This is a genomic window from Emticicia agri (genome assembly GCF_004168285.1).
In the GTDB taxonomy this organism is placed as follows: Bacteria; Bacteroidota; Bacteroidia; order Cytophagales; family Spirosomataceae; genus Emticicia; species Emticicia agri.
Genome location: NZ_SEWF01000037.1, coordinates 50,074 through 67,721 on the forward strand (window position 1 = coordinate 50,074; position 17,648 = coordinate 67,721).

Genomic DNA, 17,648 nt, shown 5'->3' on the forward strand with positions numbered 1-17,648 from the left:
AACCTTCTTATACCTCTAACCTTTACAAAATTATGTTTATCATTGAAACCTACCCGCTTGCAGTTATTTTCTGCATTATTACCATGTTATGCTGGGGTTCTTGGGCAAATACCCAGAAACTGGCGGCATCTTCCTGGCGGTTTGAGCTTTTCTATTGGGATTATGTGATTGGTATTGTATTGTTAGCTACGCTATTTGCTTTTACATTGGGTAGTACAGGCGATGAGGGACGAAGTTTTATAGCAGACATTGAGCAGGCTGATTCATCGAACATTGGCTCAGCCATTTTGGGTGGCGTAGTTTTCAATGCCGCCAATATTTTGTTGGGGGCAGCTATTGCTATTGCAGGTATGGCGGTGGCTTTTCCGGTAGGTATTGGTCTGGCGCTGGTAATTGGTGTCATTGTCAATTATTTAGATAACCCGGTGGGTAATTCTTCTATGATTTTTTTAGGGGTAGCTTTAGTGGCTTTAGCCATTCTGTTAAATGCTTATGCCTATCGGCGTATGGCTTCGCAGAATCAGGGCGTTTCTTCCAAAGGACTCATTCTGTCGGTAGTAGCAGGGGTATTAATGGGATACTTTTATAAATATGTAGCACAGGCTATGTTTCCGAATTTTTCAGTACCCGAAGCAGGCAAGTTAAGTCCTTATACCGCCGTGTTCTTTTTCTCTATCGGCATCTTTTTGAGCAATTTTGTGTTTAATACATTCCTGATGTTCCGTCCGTTTGTAGGTACACCTGTCAGCTATGGCGATTATTTCAGAGGAAGTCTGAAAAACCACCTGACCGGAATTTTAGGCGGAGCCATCTGGTGCGTGGGTATGGCTTTCAGTATTATTGCTTCTGATAAAGCAGGCACAGCCATTTCGTACGGGTTAGGTCAGGGAGCAACAGTAGTGGCGGCTATCTGGGGAATTTTTATCTGGAAAGAGTTCAGAAACGCTCCCAAGGGTACATCAATGATTTTAAATGCCATGCTATTGCTCTATATCATAGGCTTAGGTTTAATTATTGCGGCAAGGTAACAACATCCACAAAACTATAAAATATTATGTCGAAAATCGTAGTTATAGGTAGTTCTAACACCGATATGGTGGTGAAAACCAACCGTTTTCCGAATCCCGGGGAAACTATTCTGGGCGGAACATTCTTTATGTTTGCCGGAGGCAAAGGGGCGAATCAGGCAGTGGCCGCCGCACGCATGGGTGGAGACGTGGTATTAGTGGCTAAAGTGGGCAACGATATTTTTGGCAAACAGGCCATTGAAGGTTTTCAGAAAGAGAAAATCAACACCTCTTATATCAGCACAGATTTTGAGAAAGCCTCTGGTACTGCCCTGATTATTGTAAACGAGCGCGGAGAAAACAAGATTGTAGTGGCATCGGGGTCTAATGATACACTCTCGCAGGAAGATATTATGAAGGCAGCCACCGAAATAGAAATGGCCGAGGTAGTATTGCTACAACTGGAAATTCCGGTTAGTAGTGTGGTATTTGCGGCTACCCAGGGCCTGAAAACAGAAAGTAAGGTAATTCTGAATCCCGCACCTGCGCAAGAATTACCCGATGAGATATACCCGAATCTCTATCTGATTACTCCAAACGAAACAGAAGCCCAGCTATTAACAGGCATAGAGGTAAAAGATGATGAGTCTGCCAGAGAAGCGGCAGATATGCTGTTAGACAAAGGCGTAAGAAATGTAATAATTACCCTCGGCGCAAGAGGCGCTTATTTTCATAATGACTATCAGTCGTTTTTTGTTGATGCCCCACAGGTAGAGGCGGTAGATACTACAGCCGCCGGAGATATTTTCAATGGTACATTGGCAGTGGCATTAGCCCAGAAAAAAGACTGGAGGTCTGCCATTGAACTGGCCTGCAAAGTAGCATCACTTTCAGTAACCCGAATGGGTGCTCAGGCTTCAGCCCCATTTTTAAGCGAAATTTCATCGGCTTCTGACTTCTACTTTTAAAATTGGTTTTATTTTTGTTGCTTTAAGGTTTTGATAAGTAAAGAGAAAATAATTATTGCTATTTAAACTTTAAACCACGGAGTATCACTGAGTAAAATACGGTGAGTTACACAGAGATACTCACAGATATTTTAGCTATAAATTCTCTGTGAAACTCCGTGCAAAACCGGGCGTCGGTCGCTCAGTGATACACCGTGGTTAATAATATCACTTAAATTTGTCAACTTACTTAGTAGAAATTATTAGATACGAATGATGAGAAAATATCTTTTTTTATTCCTCTTACCCATTGCTACACTGGTTAAGGCACAAACTATTTTAGAAGACCAGTTTCAGTTTAATTTTCTGGCACTTAATCCGGCCATGACAGGGGCACGTGAGACATTCAGCCTGAACGGGATGTTTGGTAACCAGTTTAATGGTACGCTGCGTCCACAGCAAATCTATCAGCTTTTTTCGATGGATGGCTCGATTCAGGAAGGCAGAGGCGGGCTTGGCCTGCAAGCCTATAACAGTAATATTACAGGGTTTAATAATGCCGGAGCCAAAATCTCGTATGCTTACCGCCAGAAGTTCGGCGATTTATTTACGGTTGCTTTAGGTGCCGATGCCGGATTTATCTATCAGCCCACCATCGTAACCGGACAAGGCATTAAACAGATGTTTCCGTATGCCGGGTTAGGCGGGTTATTCTCTACCGAGCAATTTTTTGTAAGTATATCAAAACCTGTATTGTTTATTAGCGATGGGTTATTTAATAGCAAAAAGCCGCTTTACACCATGCTTGGTGTTTCTTTAGGCGAAATGGAGAATGTGATGCTGAATGTGAGCGGTTTGCTAGAGTCAAATAAAGATACAAAGGCTAACTTTTTTATTACTGCCAAAGCATGGTTTAAACAAAAAGCAGGTTTTGGTATCGTATATCGTTCTGAAACAGCTTTTGGCTCGAAAGTAAATAAAGTGATTCCGATGGTTGAGTTTCAGTTAGGTAATAATTTTCGTGTAGGTGGGTCTTACGATTTCAAGCCATTGGCTTATCCTACTTCGTCGTCGGCACCTTCTTTTCAGCAGCGAGGTATTTTTCAGTTATACCTGCGATACGAATTTTTGCATGAAGATAGCAGCAATAGCCGAATGAAATATTATTAAAACCTAGTCCCTCTTTTCAGAGGGATTTTTATTTTGTAAAGATATAATGATTGAGCGTATGCCGTAGGAATAATTTTTGGCTAAAGCCCATAGGATAAATTTATTAAACCTTCAGCTAAAGCAAAAGGCAATTAATTCAATAACCTTCTATCTCAGCCCCCATTTTCAAATGGGATAACAAGCAATAAATGTCAAAATTGGCTTTAGCCAAAACTGTTTGTAGCATGATAGCAATACCACCTTACTTAAGAAATAAAATTTTAATTAATCATACTAAAACTCATCAATAGAAAATTAGAATTTTATCTAAACAAGACTATTCTCTTTTCTTTCGCAGGAAGTGATAACGATTTTAGTGAAAAAATTGTTATTTTATTGAATACCTTACTGTAACTTTGCAACGTTTTGGCAAATGGGGGTTTGCATAGAAAAAATGCCTGTCAGGTTTCCCCGAATAGTGCAGGTTATCAAGGTTTTACGACTAAATATCATCGTTTCCCGAAACGAGCATTAATAATTTTTAAAATTTTCAATGGATCAATTCTCGTACATCGCCAATGCAGACGTAGCCGCATTGGACGCTATTTACCAACAATACAAACAAAATCCGGCGTCAGTTGATGAAAGCTGGCAAAATTTCTTTAGAGGTTTTGAGTTTAGCCAGACCTATAACGGACATTCAAACGGAACTAACGGAACAGCAGCTACGGCTCCTAAAGCTCCGGTTAGTGCGTCTGCAAGCTCAGAACACACACGCAAGGAAATGGAAGTGGTTCACCTGATAAGAGGATATCGCTCTCGTGGACACTTACTTTCAAAAATAAATCCTATCGGGCCAAGAAAAGACCGTAAGCCCATGCTCGACCTGAGCGACTTCAACCTTTCAGACGCAGATTTAGATACCGTTTTTGAAGCGGGGGTTGAACTTTTTGGCGAAGCCGCTACTTTACGCAAGATATGTGAAGCCTTAACCAAAGTTTATTTAGGCAAAATAGGGTTTGAGTATTTATTCATCAGAGACCGTCAGGCAAAAAGCTGGTTGCGTAAAAAAATTGAACAGGAATACCTGTATTTTGACCCGAGCCGTGAGCAGAAATTACGCATTTTTGAGAAACTCAATGAAGCCGTTAATTTCGAAAACTTTTTGCACACCAAATTTTTAGGTAAAAAACGTTTCTCGCTTGAAGGGGGTGAGTCAACCATTCCGGCATTAGATATAGCCATTAACCGTGGGGCTGAATTAGGTGTGGAAGAAGTGGTAATTGGGATGGCGCACCGGGGCCGTTTGAATATCCTGACCAATATTCTGCAAAAGCCTTATGAGCAGGTTTTCAATGAGTTTGAAGAAAACGTGCAGTTAGACGCTTATACCGATGGCGACGTAAAATACCACATGGGTTATTCGAGCCAGGTAGAAACACCGGAAGGCAAAAGAGTAAGTCTGAAACTGATGGCTAACCCTTCGCACTTAGAAGCGGTTAATCCGGTGGTAGTAGGTTATGCCCGTGCAAGAGCCGATGCCCACTACGAAAAAGCAGCTGTTAAGCCAAACGACCGTGACGATATTTATGACAAAATTCTGCCTATCGTTATTCACGGCGATGCCGCCATAGCCGGACAAGGGATTGTGTATGAAGTTACGCAGATGTCGAACCTGCCCGGATATTATACAGGCGGTACACTTCATTTTGTGATTAACAATCAGGTAGGTTTTACGACCGATTTTGAAGATGCCCGTTCGTCTATCTACTGTACAGATATTGCTAAAATTATAGATGCTCCTATCTTCCACGTGAATGGCGACGACCCTGAGGCAGTAGTATATGCCATGAAACTGGCAACGGAATTCCGTCAGGAGTTTAACCGTGATGTATTCGTGAATATGATTTGTTACCGCAAATACGGTCATAACGAATCAGACGAGCCACGCATGACCCAGCCAACCATGTATAAGGTGATTGATACGCACCCTAATACACGTGAGATATATTTACAGGAGTTGATGGAGCGTGGAGAAGCAGATGCGAAATTCTCGGAAGAACTCAAGAAAGAATTTGAAGGCGAATTGCAGGATTTACTCGCAAAAGTAAAACAAAAACAATTGCCTTATCAGAAGCCGAAACTGGAAGAAGACTGGGAAAAACTACGTCGTTCGGTACCTGAAGATTTTGAACAATCTCCGGTAACAGGTATTCCGGCTGTTGAAATTGAAAAAATAGGTAAAGCACTATCAACGGTTCCGCAAGGGTTTAAGCCTTTGAAGCAGATTGAGAAAGTATTAGAAGAAAGACGTGCCATTTTTGCGCAAGAAAAACCATTTAACTGGTCAGCAGGAGAGCTGTTAGCCTATGGCGGAATCCTGAATGAGGGTAAAGTGGTGCGCATTACCGGGCAGGACGTGCAACGGGGTACTTTTACTCATCGTCATGCTGTATTGCACGATGCTGATACCAACCAGCTATATACCAACTTAGCCCATATCGACGAAAAACAAGGCAAATTTGAGATTTATAACTCATTGCTGGCCGAGTATGGGGTAATGGGCTTTGAGTATGGTTACTCTATGGCCAACCCTAATGCGCTCGTAATCTGGGAAGCACAATTCGGAGATTTTGCTAATGGTGCGCAAATCATGATTGACCAGTTTATTGCGGCATCAGAGTCTAAATGGAATAACATGAACGGGCTGGTATTGTTATTGCCACACGGTTACGAAGGTCAGGGACCTGAGCACTCAAACGCCCGTCCTGAACGCTTCCTGCAATTGGCGGCCGAGTACAATATGTATGTATGTGTGTGTACAACACCTGCCAATATTTTCCACATGTTGCGTCGTCAGTTGGCATTGCCATTCCGTAAGCCATGTATCCACATGTCTCCGAAATCAATGTTAAGACACCCATTGGCGATATCAAAACTGGAAGACTTTACCGAAGGAACTCGCTTTCAGGAAACCATTGGTGATAACTTTGCAGACCCGAAAAAGGTTAAAAGAGTATTGCTATGTAGCGGAAAAGTCTATTACGATTTGTTGGATAAACAACAAAAAGAAGGCCGTACTGATGTGGCAATTATCCGGGTAGAACAATTGCACCCTTTCCCTGCCAAACAGATAGAGGCGCATCTGGCTAAATATAAAAAGCCGGAGGTAATCTGGGTACAGGAAGAGCCTGAAAACATGGGTTACTGGTCGTTTGTGTTGAGAGAGTTCCCACAAATAGGTGTAGGAAATGTAATTGCCCGTAAATCAAGTGCCTCTCCTGCCACAGGTTATACCAAGATTCATGCAAAAGAGCAGGCTGATATTGTAGAGAAGGCTTTTGAGAAAAAATAAGATAGCAGTAAACCAACAGAGAATTAATCAATATATCGATATCAATAACTTAGCAATATAAACGAGTTATGGCAATAGAAATGAAAGTCCCTTCGGTGGGCGAATCAGTAAGCGAGGTAACTATCGCTTCTTGGATAAAAAAAGATGGCGACCAGGTAAAAATGGACGAAGTTATCTGTGAATTAGAGTCAGATAAAGCCACCTTTGAACTCCCCGCAGAAGCCGACGGTATTTTAAGAATTGTAGCAGCCGAAGGTACAACGTTACCCATCGGTGCTTTGATTTGCAAAATCGAAACAACTAACGCTCAACCACAGGCATCCACACCGGCTCCGGAACCTACTCCGGCTCCGAAAGAAGAACCAAAAGCCCCTGTGGCTGAACCAACCCCTGCTCCGGCAGCCACTACTCCGGCTCCTGCACCAGCGGCACCTGCTGAGGGCAAAACCATAGATGTGGTAGTTCCGGCAGTAGGAGAGTCTATTTCAGAAGTTACTATTGCTTCATGGAGCAAAAAAGATGGCGATACTGTGAAAATGGACGAAGTGATTTGTGAATTAGAATCAGACAAGGCCACTTTTGAACTGCCATCACCTGAAAATGGAGTAATTACAATTGTGGCGCAGGCAGGCCAGGTAGTGCCGATTGGTGGGGTAGTAGCAAAAATAGCTGTTGGCGGTGCAGGCACTGCTCCGGCGGCAAGCACAGAGAAACTGGCAGCACAAGAGCAAAAAACAGAAACTCCGTCATCGGGTAATACTTATGCCGCAGGACATCCTTCTCCGGTAGCTGCAAAAGTATTAGCAGAAAAAGGCATTGACCCTGCTACTGTACAGGGTACAGGTGTAGGTGGCCGTATCATGAAAGAAGATGCTTTAAAAGCTACGCCTACTCCGGCACAACCAACAGCCCCAAGTACACCGCAACCACAGGCGACACCTGCAGCAGAGCCTAAAGCCGCTGCAAGCACTCCGGTTGCCTCGGGCGTAGAGGGTAGAATCTCTCGCAGGGAAAAAATGACGTCCCTACGTAAGACCATTGCAAGACGTCTGGTAGCAGTAAAACAGGAAACGGCTATGTTGACCACTTTCAACGAGGTGGATATGAAGCCGATTATGGATTTGAGAGCCAAGTATAAAGATAAATTCAAAGAAATTCATGGCGTAGGCTTAGGCTTTATGTCATTCTTTACCAAGGCTTGTGCTATTGCGCTGAAAGATTTCCCTGTAGTAAATGCGTATATCGATGGCGATGAAATTGTTTATAATGATTATGCCGATATTGCCATTGCCGTTTCTGCGCCACGTGGGTTGGTAGTTCCGGTTATCAGAAATGCCGAGAAACTTAGCTTTGCAGGTGTAGAAGCAGAGGTTGTTCGTCTGGCTGGTAAAGCAAGAGATAATAAACTGACTATTGAAGAAATGACAGGAGGAACCTTTACTATCACCAATGGTGGTATTTTCGGTTCCATGCTTTCAACACCCATTATCAATGCACCACAATCGGCTATCTTGGGTATGCACAATATCGTAGAGAGAGCAGTAGTAGTGAACGGTGAAATTGTGATTCGCCCGATTATGTATGTCGCCCTTAGCTACGACCACCGTACCATTGATGGTAAAGATTCGGTGAGCTTCCTGGTAAGAGTAAAACAATTATTAGAAGACCCTGCAAGAATTTTGCTGGGTGTATAATAAGCTGATAGAGAGTTTAAAGGAGGTTATCTAAAAGCCAAGATGTACAAAATATCATTTGGCCAAGCTTTGACCCCACTCCCCAACCCCTCTCCCCAACTGTGGGGAGAGGGGCTTTTTTTGTCCCCTCCCCATTGTTGGGGAGGGTCAGGGTGGGGTCTTCTCCGACTATTATTTTGTGCAAAAAAATACCAATCCCTTGCAATAATCCTCTTTTTTTAGCTATTTAGGCTGCCTAATCACCCTATTTTGTTAAAAAAATATACATATTCAGCATCGTTAATACTGCTTTTAAGTATATCTTCTCATGCTCAACTTACCATCAGACAGGTGCTGGTAGATGGTAAGGCGTATAACTATTCAGAAAACGCAGGTATTAAGCTTTCTGCTTCCGAACAGAACCTTGTGGTTGAGGTAAATCCTATGAAAGGTGATTCTGTTAAGTACGCTTATCAAATCCGGTCATTAGATGATAGATGGTTCTGGAGCAATTACCCATCGGTTCATTATCAGAATTTATCAGGAGGTGATTTTAAACTAATTATTAAAGCCACTGCTCATAACCAGACACTTGCTACAACCGAATTAGCTATCAGTAAAGAACAGGCTTTTTGGCAAAGATGGTGGTTCTGGCCCTCTATCGTTATCTATATTTTACTCATTTTTGGTGTAGGTTTCTATCTGTTTTTTATTTATGACCTCCGGCAAAAACTGAAACTTCAATATGTCAGGAATCAGATTGCTTCTGACTTGCACGATGAAGTGGGTTCAAACCTTAACTCGATAGCCATTTTTGTAGAGTTGCTCCGAAAAAAAGTAATCGTAGAAAAACCCGAACTATTACCTATCTTAGACAAAATTACGAATAACTCAGAAGAAACCGTTTTGCTGATGCGAGACACCGTGTGGGCAATTAATCCTGAGAATGATTCTACTGAAAAACTGTTTGAAAAAATGCGGTCATTTGGTGTCGAAATCTTGGCAGCAAAAGGTATTCTTTTTGATTTTGATTCAGTAATTAATATAAAGAAAGATATTTTTTCGATGGAGCAAAGGCGGAATATCTATCTGATTTTCAAAGAGGCGGTCAATAATATTTCTAAACATGCCTGTGCTACGCATGCCTCGTGCAAGATAGAACAGCATCAGGGATTAATCAGAATAAGTATCAGAGACAATGGCAAGGGGTTTGATTTTAACCGGACTTTTGAAGGAAACGGGCTTAAAAATTTTAAACTGCGTAGTCAGGAAGATGATTTAAGGGTGTATGTCAATTCAGGCTCACAGACAGGCACAGAGGTATTGGTTGAAATAGCCTTGTAATGACTTGTCTCCCCAATATTGGGGATTTATCGGGATTAAAATACTTTATAAATTTACCGAAAAATAAAAATAGCCATCAAAACAATTATTTAACGGCGACAGATGTTAATTTGGTGAGAGAATGATAAGAATCCTACTTTTTGAAGACAATAAGCACCTCAGAGAAAGTCTTTCGCTCTATCTGGCTAATACAGATGGATTGTGGCTTTCAGGGGCTTATGCAGACGCAACTGAAGCTGTGAAACTGGTACGTAAATACCAACCTGATGTAGTGCTGATGGATATTCAGATGCCTCATATTTCGGGCATAGAGGCCATGAGAGCCATTAAAAAAGTAAATCCTGAGGTAAAGGTATTGATTCAGACCGTTTTTGAGAATGATGACAAGGTTTTTGCGGCTATTTGCGCAGGGGCAAACGGATATATTCTTAAAACGCCGAGGGCAGAAGAGTATGTAAATGCCATCAGGGACGTATATAATGGGGGGTCACATTTAAGTCCGAGTATTGCTGCCAAGGTATTAGCCATGTTTCAGAGTCAATTTGTGATGAAAGAGCAGACCTATGTATCACTCACCCCTCGTGAAAAAGAAGTATTACAGTGTATGGTAAAAGGCATGAGTTACAAGATGATAGCCGATGCCTGCCATATAGGTTTCAGCACAGTACATAGTCATATAAAAAATATTTACGAAAAATTACACGTCAACTCAGCTCCCGAGGCAGTTGTGAAGGCTTTGGAGATGCGGTTGGTTTAAACAAACCCTATGAAGTATTTTATTATTTTTTGTTTTGTTGCAATGAATATTCAAGCGCAAGTCAACCCTATACCTCAATTGTACCATAATTCTTGTTGGGCAGCAAGTTTGGCAATGGTTGCAAGAACTATTGGGAGTTCGCATCTTGATCAATGTTTTTTTATAAAGCAAAGATGCAAAGGATCCGGCTCACAGTGTAATTGCTCGACATCATCTATTAGTGATAATGAGATGAAAAAGTTTACGGCAAAAAATATAAAAGATTATACAATTTCTACATCTAATTCTTTAGGACTTAGTCAGATAATTAATTTAATTAACTCAAAAAAGCCAATTATCTATGACTATAAGCTAAGTGGAGAGGAATCACATATAGTGGTAATGGATGGAGTAGAAGGAAAAAAAATGGCTGATGGAAAAAACATTTCATGGATACATATTAGTGACCCTTGGCCAATGAAATTTGGTAATGATTATTTTGTTACCTATGAAGGTTACTTTAGTAAGCCTAAAATTAATGAGAATGATATAAACAAAAGTCGGAAATATACAATCTCATCTGATATAATTCCTTCCCCAGCTCTGAATTCTAATGATGTTAGCTATTTAAATAATGTTCTTTTTAATGGAAATTCTAAAGATGTAATAAATGGGTTATTAGATAATATTAAGACTTCACCAAGTATATTCAGTAATTCATTTTATATAATAATAAATTTTGACAAGTCACAGGCTTCTTCAACAGGTATTTCAAGAGGTTTACGTATAATTAATGTGGGAAACGCTGGCACGTTAATAGGGGCTGTCACAGAACCAAACATTCTACTAAGTAGAGATAATGAAGCAACTATAAATTTTTTAATTCAAAACAGTACTATTAAAACAGCTATCACTACTGTAAAAATCAGTAATGTTTACAACTCCTTTGACTTTAATAATAATTGGATTATCAATCATATAGAACGAGGAGATAGATATAAAACTTTATTAGATCAGGCAAAAACTTTAGGAATAGACTTACTTGCTGAAAATGAAACTGATATTATCTTTCATTTCCGTGATACCTATTTTGCACTCTTAAAGAAAGATAAAACTTACTATGTTTTTGACATATATAGAGATGGATTTGAAAAAATTGGAGCAGACTCTCAGGAAATAATAAGTGGTAAACCCATAGAATTTAAAGATTTCGTTAAACATTTAAAATAAATAAAATGGAAAATTCAAACCCTGAAGTAATCTTAGAAAAAGGAACTTCAACTATTATCGTAAGAGATTCGCTTGCGTTGGAAAGAGTGAAGAAACATTCGTACCTTGATACTGATACACGACCAAGCAGTACAGAAAAAACGAGACAGGAAGGAGTTCGATTGAATCTGGACGAATTATTAATTCTAATAGATTTTTTAAAGCAAAATTACCCACATATAAATTATGTAAGTTTTATGATTGGGAAAATAGAAGCTAAAGATGGAGGACGTGAGCTAATAGAACGCCATATACCCAGAGGTCCTGAAGATGAATATACAGTTGAAGTTTTACCTTATGAGCTTAAAGAAGATGGAACTACAGAACTTCTTACAGTTGATAAACAAATTGGGGATGATATTATTAGAACAATTGGTTTTTTAACTATACCTAATACTAATTTTGATAATGATGCAGTTACTGGCGGCGGCGGTGGAAATCAAAAAACACCTCCACCTTCGGTTAGAACACCTTAATTGAAAATATGGATTTTACTTTAGGATTATATCGGTTCTCCGGTTGGTCACAAGATATAGTCTGGCTGCTAATTTGCTGGATGATGCTAAGAAGAAAGTGGTATTGGAAACAATATAAGGCTTTCTTCTTAGCCTATGCTATTTCTGTAACCATCTTTGAGCTTATTTATGCCATAACTGCTCTTACACTAACCAATAATCTTTTTCTTGATTATATATATATACCGCTTGAATTAATGCTTTTAGGCTTCTTCCTGAAAGGTATTATTAAGCTGAAATGGATAGATTACTTCGTTTATGCAGCTTCGGTAATATATGCATTATTTGCAATTTTTAACGCATTCTGGGGAGAGGGCTACGAAAACTATAATAGTTATGGGGCTTTAATCAGTAGTCTTTATTTAACATTTTTATCCGGACTTAGCCTTTTTATACTGTTTAAAAGAAATGTAAATAAAAGACTATTCAGTATGCCAGAAAGTTGGCTAGTTTTCGGCATTTTCTTGATTTATACCAGTATTATTATTTTCGATTATATATATGGGCTTGCCGTTCCTTATAAGAATGACACAATCTTATATGCAGTATTAATTACTCAGAATTTTCTTAAAAGCTTTTTCTTATTTTTTTATATCAAAGGAATATCACTTATTAAGAAGATGTAGGAATTCTGAAAATAACAGAGTAATTTACGTATACCTTCATTTCACGCTCATTACAACATTTTATCCCCAAAATTGGGGATTTTTTGTTTATACGTATATGCTGAATTTTGTTTCATTAAACCATGAGTATATGAAACAATTTAAGCCCTCTTTACCCAAAACAGAGCATGTTGCTCAGAACCTTTTTATTATGATAAATGGCAATCGGGTAGCTATTCAGCCACAGGATATTATCTATCTGGAGGCAGATATTAACTACACCATTTTTCATACCCGGAACAGTAAATTTACTACGGCATTTCATCTGAAATTCTTTGATGCTGTCTTGAAAGAACACTCAGATTTTCTGAGAATTAATAAATCCTATATCCTTAACCTGAAATACCTTGAAGGGGTACGCTGGCAAAAAGCCTTTAAAGAGGCCCGCCTGACAGATGGTACCTGCCTGCCGATTTCAAGAAGAAGAGCCAGTGGCGTAAAAGAAATTCTCTGGAATAAAATGTACATCGGACGTACTTTGTTACAGGCCGAAAATGTATGAAAATTGCACTAATCTGTTAAATTATTGTTAAATACTTGAATATTCTCACATAATTGCCGTACTTCGCAAAACACAATTTTGTTATCGAGCAATGGAAGAAAACAAGAAAGATATATCACAGGAAAAAGGCTCGAAAGGTAGCCTTTTTTCGTTTTTAAACGGGTTGGTTGCTCCTTCTAAAAGTGAAGAGAAAAATACCAATATGCCTGAATCGAAAATAAGTCGTTATGTCGATAGCATAGAACAATCAAACTATATCAGTCGTGATTTAAGCTGGCTTAAATTCAATGAACGTGTATTAGACCAGGCTCGTGAAAAAAACCTGAATATTTTTGAGCGATTAAAATTTCTGGCGATTACTTCTTCAAACCTTGACGAATTTTTTACAGTACGTTTAGGAAGCCTATATAATTACCTTGATTATAACAAAGAGCGTATTGATTACTCAGGCCTGCGTGAAATCCCTTTTCGCAAAGCCTTGTTGTCGGCAGTCAGACAGTTTTGTCAGGAACAGGACAGGGTTTTTAATGAAGAGTTAACGCCGTTGTTTAAAGAAAATAAATTTCAGGTGGTTAAAATTGGCGACCTGAACCAGCGTGAGTTAGGCGAAGCGATAGAGTATTTTGATTATACCATCTATCCGATGCTTACGCCGATGCTCTTCGACCATACCCATGCTTTTCCGGTACTGATAGCCAAAACACTTATTTTTGGGGTAGTTACTGATTCAAGCAAATCGACGCTTTTCTCAGAAGATAGTGAAACCAAGAAAATTTCGTTTGTTCAGATACCCGGCAACCTGCCAAGGTTCTTTACCATTGAAAGAGACGATGAAATTCTGTTTTTGCCGATTGAAGAGATAGTACGCCATGAAATGAAAAAACTCTACCGCAATGTAGAGATTCAGGCCATTAATCTATTCCGTGTGGTCAGAAATGGGGATTTTACCTTAGAGGAATCTGATGATATTGAGGCTGATTTTGTAGATGAAATCAAACAGAAAATCAAGAGTCGTCGTTTGGGTAGGGTAGTGTATATGGAAATTGAACCCAATGCCAACGAATGGATGGTAACTATTCTTCAAAAACGCTGGGAGATAGACAAATACAATATTTTTGTTGATGAATGTCTGATTGATTATACCTGCCTGTGGCAGATTATCCGCCACCCCGAGTTTCAGGAGGAGTTAGAACCTGTTCATCCGCCTGTGCCACCTTTAAGGCTGAAAGAGAAAAATATAGATATTTTTGAGGTAGTACGAGAGAAAGACCTATTGCTGCATCATCCTTACAATAATTTTGAGCCTGTTTTGCAATTGCTCGAAAAAGCGGCCGAAGACCCTGATGTATTAGCTATTAAACTCACCATTTATCGTTTAGCCAAGCGGTCTCGTGTAACGCAGGCTTTGCTGAAAGCCGCCGAAAACGGGAAACACGTATCGGTATTGTTTGAAATAAAAGCCCGTTTCGACGAAGAAAATAATATCAGAGAAGCCGAGCGTCTGCAACGTGCAGGGTGTTTTGTTATTTATGGTATAGGCTGGTATAAAACTCATACCAAGCTGATGCTGATTGTGCGAAAAGAGGGCAATAAGGTGATACAATACGCCCACTTAGCCAGTGGTAACTATAACGAAGATACAGCCAAGCTCTATACAGATATTGGTTTACTGACTACCAACCCGACTTATACCAAAGATATTTCAGAGTTTTTTAATGTTATTACAGGGCACTCACAGCCTGCTAATTATCAGTACCTCATTACGTCTCCGAAAGACATGAGAAGGCGACTGATAGAACTTATCAGAAACGAGGCTGAGAATGCACAGAAAGGGCTGCCAAGTGGTATTTGTATCAAACTTAACTCGCTGGAAGACCGCTATGTAATTGATGAATTATATAAGGCTTCGCAGGCAGGTGTAAAAATCAAACTGATTATCAGAGGTATCTGCTGTCTGCGTCCCGGCCGCCAGAATCTCAGTGAGAATATTACGGTACGTTCTATTGTAGGGCTATTTCTGGAACACGCCCGTATTTTCTATTTTCATAACAACAACGAGCCGAAATTGTATGGCGGTAGTGCCGATATTATGGTGCGTAGTTTTGATAAACGTATTGAATCGTTATTTGAGCTGGTTGATGCAGAAGTAAAAAAACACGCCATTCATATTTTAGACTATAACCTGCGCGATAATGTAAATGCCTACGAATTGCAGGAAGATGGGTCATATACCAAAGTTATTTGTTCGCTAAGCCCTGACGACCAGCCTATTGATATTCATAAAATGTTTTATGAGATAGAAGAAAATGAAATGGAAGAAATAAATCTGTTTCCCACCGAAGAAGCAGAAGTTCAGGAAGAAACAGCCACCACAGAAGCAGAAACAACACCAATAGCAGAAGAAAATAAATAGTAGATGTATTCAGAAAATATCAAGCAGAAGTTCTCGGAATTATTTAATCAGACACCGGATATTATCGTACGTGCCCCAGGGCGTATCAACCTGATTGGTGAACATACCGATTATAACGAAGGTTTTGTGCTTCCGGCTGCCATTGACAAAGCCATTTATTTTGCCGTTTCTAAAAGAGACGATAAACTAATTAAGCTATATGCCTACGATTTAGCCGATGCCTACGAGTTCTCGTTAGACAGCATAGAGAAATCGACAAAAGGCTGGGCTAATTTTCTGATTGGTATGGTAGCTGAAATGACCGGAACAAACCATAAACTAACACAGGGTTTCAATGTTGTTTTTGGAGGCGATGTGCCTTTGGGTGCAGGCTTATCTTCTTCTGCTGCCGTAGAAAGCGGTATTGGTTTTGCCCTCAGTGAATTATTCGGGTTTGAACTTTCGGGTATTCAGCTGGCCTTGACAGCCCAACAGGCCGAGCACAATTTTGCAGGCGTCAAATGCGGCATTATGGATATGTTTGCTTCTATTCATGGCAAAGACAAATGCGTTATCAAATTAGATTGCCGTGATTTGAGCTATGAATATTTTCCGTTTAATACGGCAGAATATGCCATTATTTTGTGCAATTCGGGTGTGAAACATAACCTTGGCGATACTGAATACAATAAACGCAGAGCTGAATGTGAAGAAGGAATCAGTATTCTGCAAGGTGCTTTTCCTCAAATAGATACCCTGAGAGATGTTACTATACCTATGCTTCGCAGTCAGGCAGATAAATTGCCGCAGATAGTATATAACCGTTGCCGATACGTGGTTGAAGAAATTCATCGGGTTGAAGAAGCCTGTAAAGACCTGCTGAAAGATGACTTTGTAGCGTTTGGTGAAAAGATGTACGAAACCCATACAGGGTTAAGCGAACTCTACGAAGTGAGTTGCCCGGAATTGGATTTCTTGGTAGAACAAACATTGACTAACGATGCCGTAGCAGGTGCGAGAATGATGGGTGGAGGCTTTGGTGGTTGTACCATTAATCTGGTAAAGAAAGAAGCCGTAGATGATTTTCTTGCTGACATAAGTCAGGCCTACGAAGCAGCATTCGGGCAGAAACTGGTTTCTTATAAGGTAGCCATTACCAATGGGGTAGAGGCTATTTAAAAAACATTACATGTATATACCAACCACAAAAGGCAGGATTTTCCTGCCTTTTGTGGTTGATACTGATAAATATTATTTGAAAAGAACATTAAATTCGCCTGCACTTACGGCAAGCTGAGTGCCTTTATGGTTTTTAATAGTGAAAGAGAAGGTACCTTTCAAGCCTTTGGCATCTTTCTCTGTAACTACCAGTGTTCCTGTTCCTCCATGAATAGTACTATATTGAAGGTCATTCGTTTTGCCAAGATTCATGTGTGCCTTGATAGTAACATCATCAATTTTATGTGTGCCTTTACCTAAATTATTAGGAATTTGTAGGTAGATAAGATTGTCGTTTGTGCTATACAAACCATATACACCATAGCTGCCCTCAAGTACCGAAGTAGCATAGGCAAAATCAGGAGCAAAATCTTTACCATCTACTTTGCAGAAGAAACCAGCTTTGGCATTAGCTTGTCCGTCAGGTGTAATATCCTCACCTTTTTTGCTGCAAGCAGATAACAGAGATACAAAAACGATAGTGAGTAATAAAATTTGTTTTTTCATGGCGTTGTTTTATTTATTTTTTGTTTTGATGCTACAAAGGTATAGCACACCCGAACGCCCATAAAGCCGGAATGTATTTGTGGCGGCAAACAATACAATAACGGAGTCAGTAGATTAAAAATCGGCGTATATCAGGCAATAAAAAAGCAGTTACCAGAAATATCCGATAACTGCTTTTTTATTATTGAGTGAATTAGTGATTGAGTGAATGAGTGATTAAAAATTAAATATAATATACTTAGTTTTTTAACAATTGCGACATAATTTAATCACTAAATCACTAAATCACTAAATCACTAAATCACTAAATCACTAAATCACTAAATCACTAAATCACTAAATCACTAAATCACTAAATCACTAAATCAC

14 protein-coding genes are annotated in these 17,648 nt (G+C 39.7%); 13 read left to right on the forward strand and 1 reads right to left on the reverse strand.

The features are described 5' to 3' along the window. Positions 1-32: 32 nt before the first annotated feature. The 13 genes from EWM59_RS20460 to galK all read left to right on the forward strand — a co-directional run bounded on the left by EWM59_RS20460 (position 33) and on the right by galK (position 16,733). On the forward strand, positions 33-1,028 hold the full coding sequence (locus EWM59_RS20460) for a GRP family sugar transporter (protein WP_130023126.1): 996 nt from the start codon (positions 33-35) through the stop codon (positions 1,026-1,028). A gap of 26 nt (positions 1,029-1,054) precedes the next feature. After that, entirely contained in the window at positions 1,055-1,975 is a 921-nt protein-coding gene (rbsK, locus tag EWM59_RS20465) for a ribokinase (RefSeq protein WP_130023111.1), read from the forward strand. 255 nt (positions 1,976-2,230) lie between these two features. Beyond that, complete coding sequence (locus EWM59_RS20470) at positions 2,231-3,124, forward strand: PorP/SprF family type IX secretion system membrane protein (RefSeq protein ID WP_207220038.1); 894 nt, start codon at positions 2,231-2,233, stop codon at positions 3,122-3,124. Between the two features lie 532 nt (positions 3,125-3,656). Continuing rightward, positions 3,657-6,458 carry a 2-oxoglutarate dehydrogenase E1 component gene (locus EWM59_RS20475; protein WP_130023113.1) on the forward strand — a complete coding sequence of 934 codons (2,802 nt, stop codon included), beginning with the start codon at positions 3,657-3,659 and terminating at the stop codon, positions 6,456-6,458. Between the two features lie 68 nt (positions 6,459-6,526). After that, positions 6,527-8,152 (forward strand): 2-oxoglutarate dehydrogenase complex dihydrolipoyllysine-residue succinyltransferase, encoded by a 1,626-nt coding sequence (odhB, locus tag EWM59_RS20480; RefSeq protein ID WP_130023114.1) that lies wholly within the window; start codon positions 6,527-6,529, stop codon positions 8,150-8,152. Between the two features lie 249 nt (positions 8,153-8,401). Then, positions 8,402-9,475: a sensor histidine kinase gene (locus tag EWM59_RS20485; protein WP_130023115.1), complete on the forward strand. Its 1,074-nt coding sequence runs from the start codon at positions 8,402-8,404 to the stop codon at positions 9,473-9,475. A 121-nt stretch (positions 9,476-9,596) separates the two neighbouring features. Then, positions 9,597-10,232: a response regulator transcription factor gene (locus tag EWM59_RS20490; RefSeq protein ID WP_130023116.1), complete on the forward strand. Its 636-nt coding sequence runs from the start codon at positions 9,597-9,599 to the stop codon at positions 10,230-10,232. Between the two features lie 9 nt (positions 10,233-10,241). After that, entirely contained in the window at positions 10,242-11,441 is a 1,200-nt protein-coding gene (locus EWM59_RS20495) for a C39 family peptidase (protein ID WP_130023117.1), read from the forward strand. A gap of 5 nt (positions 11,442-11,446) precedes the next feature. Continuing rightward, a complete protein-coding gene (locus EWM59_RS20500; protein ID WP_130023118.1) occupies positions 11,447-11,956 on the forward strand; it encodes a hypothetical protein in 510 nt (169 codons plus the stop codon). An 8-nt stretch (positions 11,957-11,964) separates the two neighbouring features. Further along, positions 11,965-12,621, forward strand: coding sequence for a hypothetical protein (locus EWM59_RS20505; RefSeq protein ID WP_130023119.1), 657 nt, complete (start codon positions 11,965-11,967; stop codon positions 12,619-12,621). Between the two features lie 130 nt (positions 12,622-12,751). Further along, positions 12,752-13,162 carry a LytR/AlgR family response regulator transcription factor gene (locus tag EWM59_RS20510; protein WP_165372244.1) on the forward strand — a complete coding sequence of 137 codons (411 nt, stop codon included), beginning with the start codon at positions 12,752-12,754 and terminating at the stop codon, positions 13,160-13,162. A 91-nt stretch (positions 13,163-13,253) separates the two neighbouring features. Then, the gene (gene ppk1 / locus EWM59_RS20515; RefSeq protein WP_130023121.1) at positions 13,254-15,575 is read left to right on the forward strand and encodes a polyphosphate kinase 1; all 2,322 of its coding nucleotides are present in this window, start codon (positions 13,254-13,256) and stop codon (positions 15,573-15,575) included. A 3-nt stretch (positions 15,576-15,578) separates the two neighbouring features. Continuing rightward, complete coding sequence (gene galK / locus EWM59_RS20520; protein WP_130023122.1) at positions 15,579-16,733, forward strand: galactokinase; 1,155 nt, start codon at positions 15,579-15,581, stop codon at positions 16,731-16,733. 72 nt (positions 16,734-16,805) lie between these two features. Here the strand turns inward: galK and EWM59_RS20525 are convergent, their stop codons facing one another. Continuing rightward, the gene (locus tag EWM59_RS20525) at positions 16,806-17,279 is read right to left on the reverse strand and encodes a hypothetical protein (RefSeq protein WP_130023123.1); all 474 of its coding nucleotides are present in this window, start codon (positions 17,277-17,279) and stop codon (positions 16,806-16,808) included. Positions 17,280-17,648: the final 369 nt, after the last annotated feature.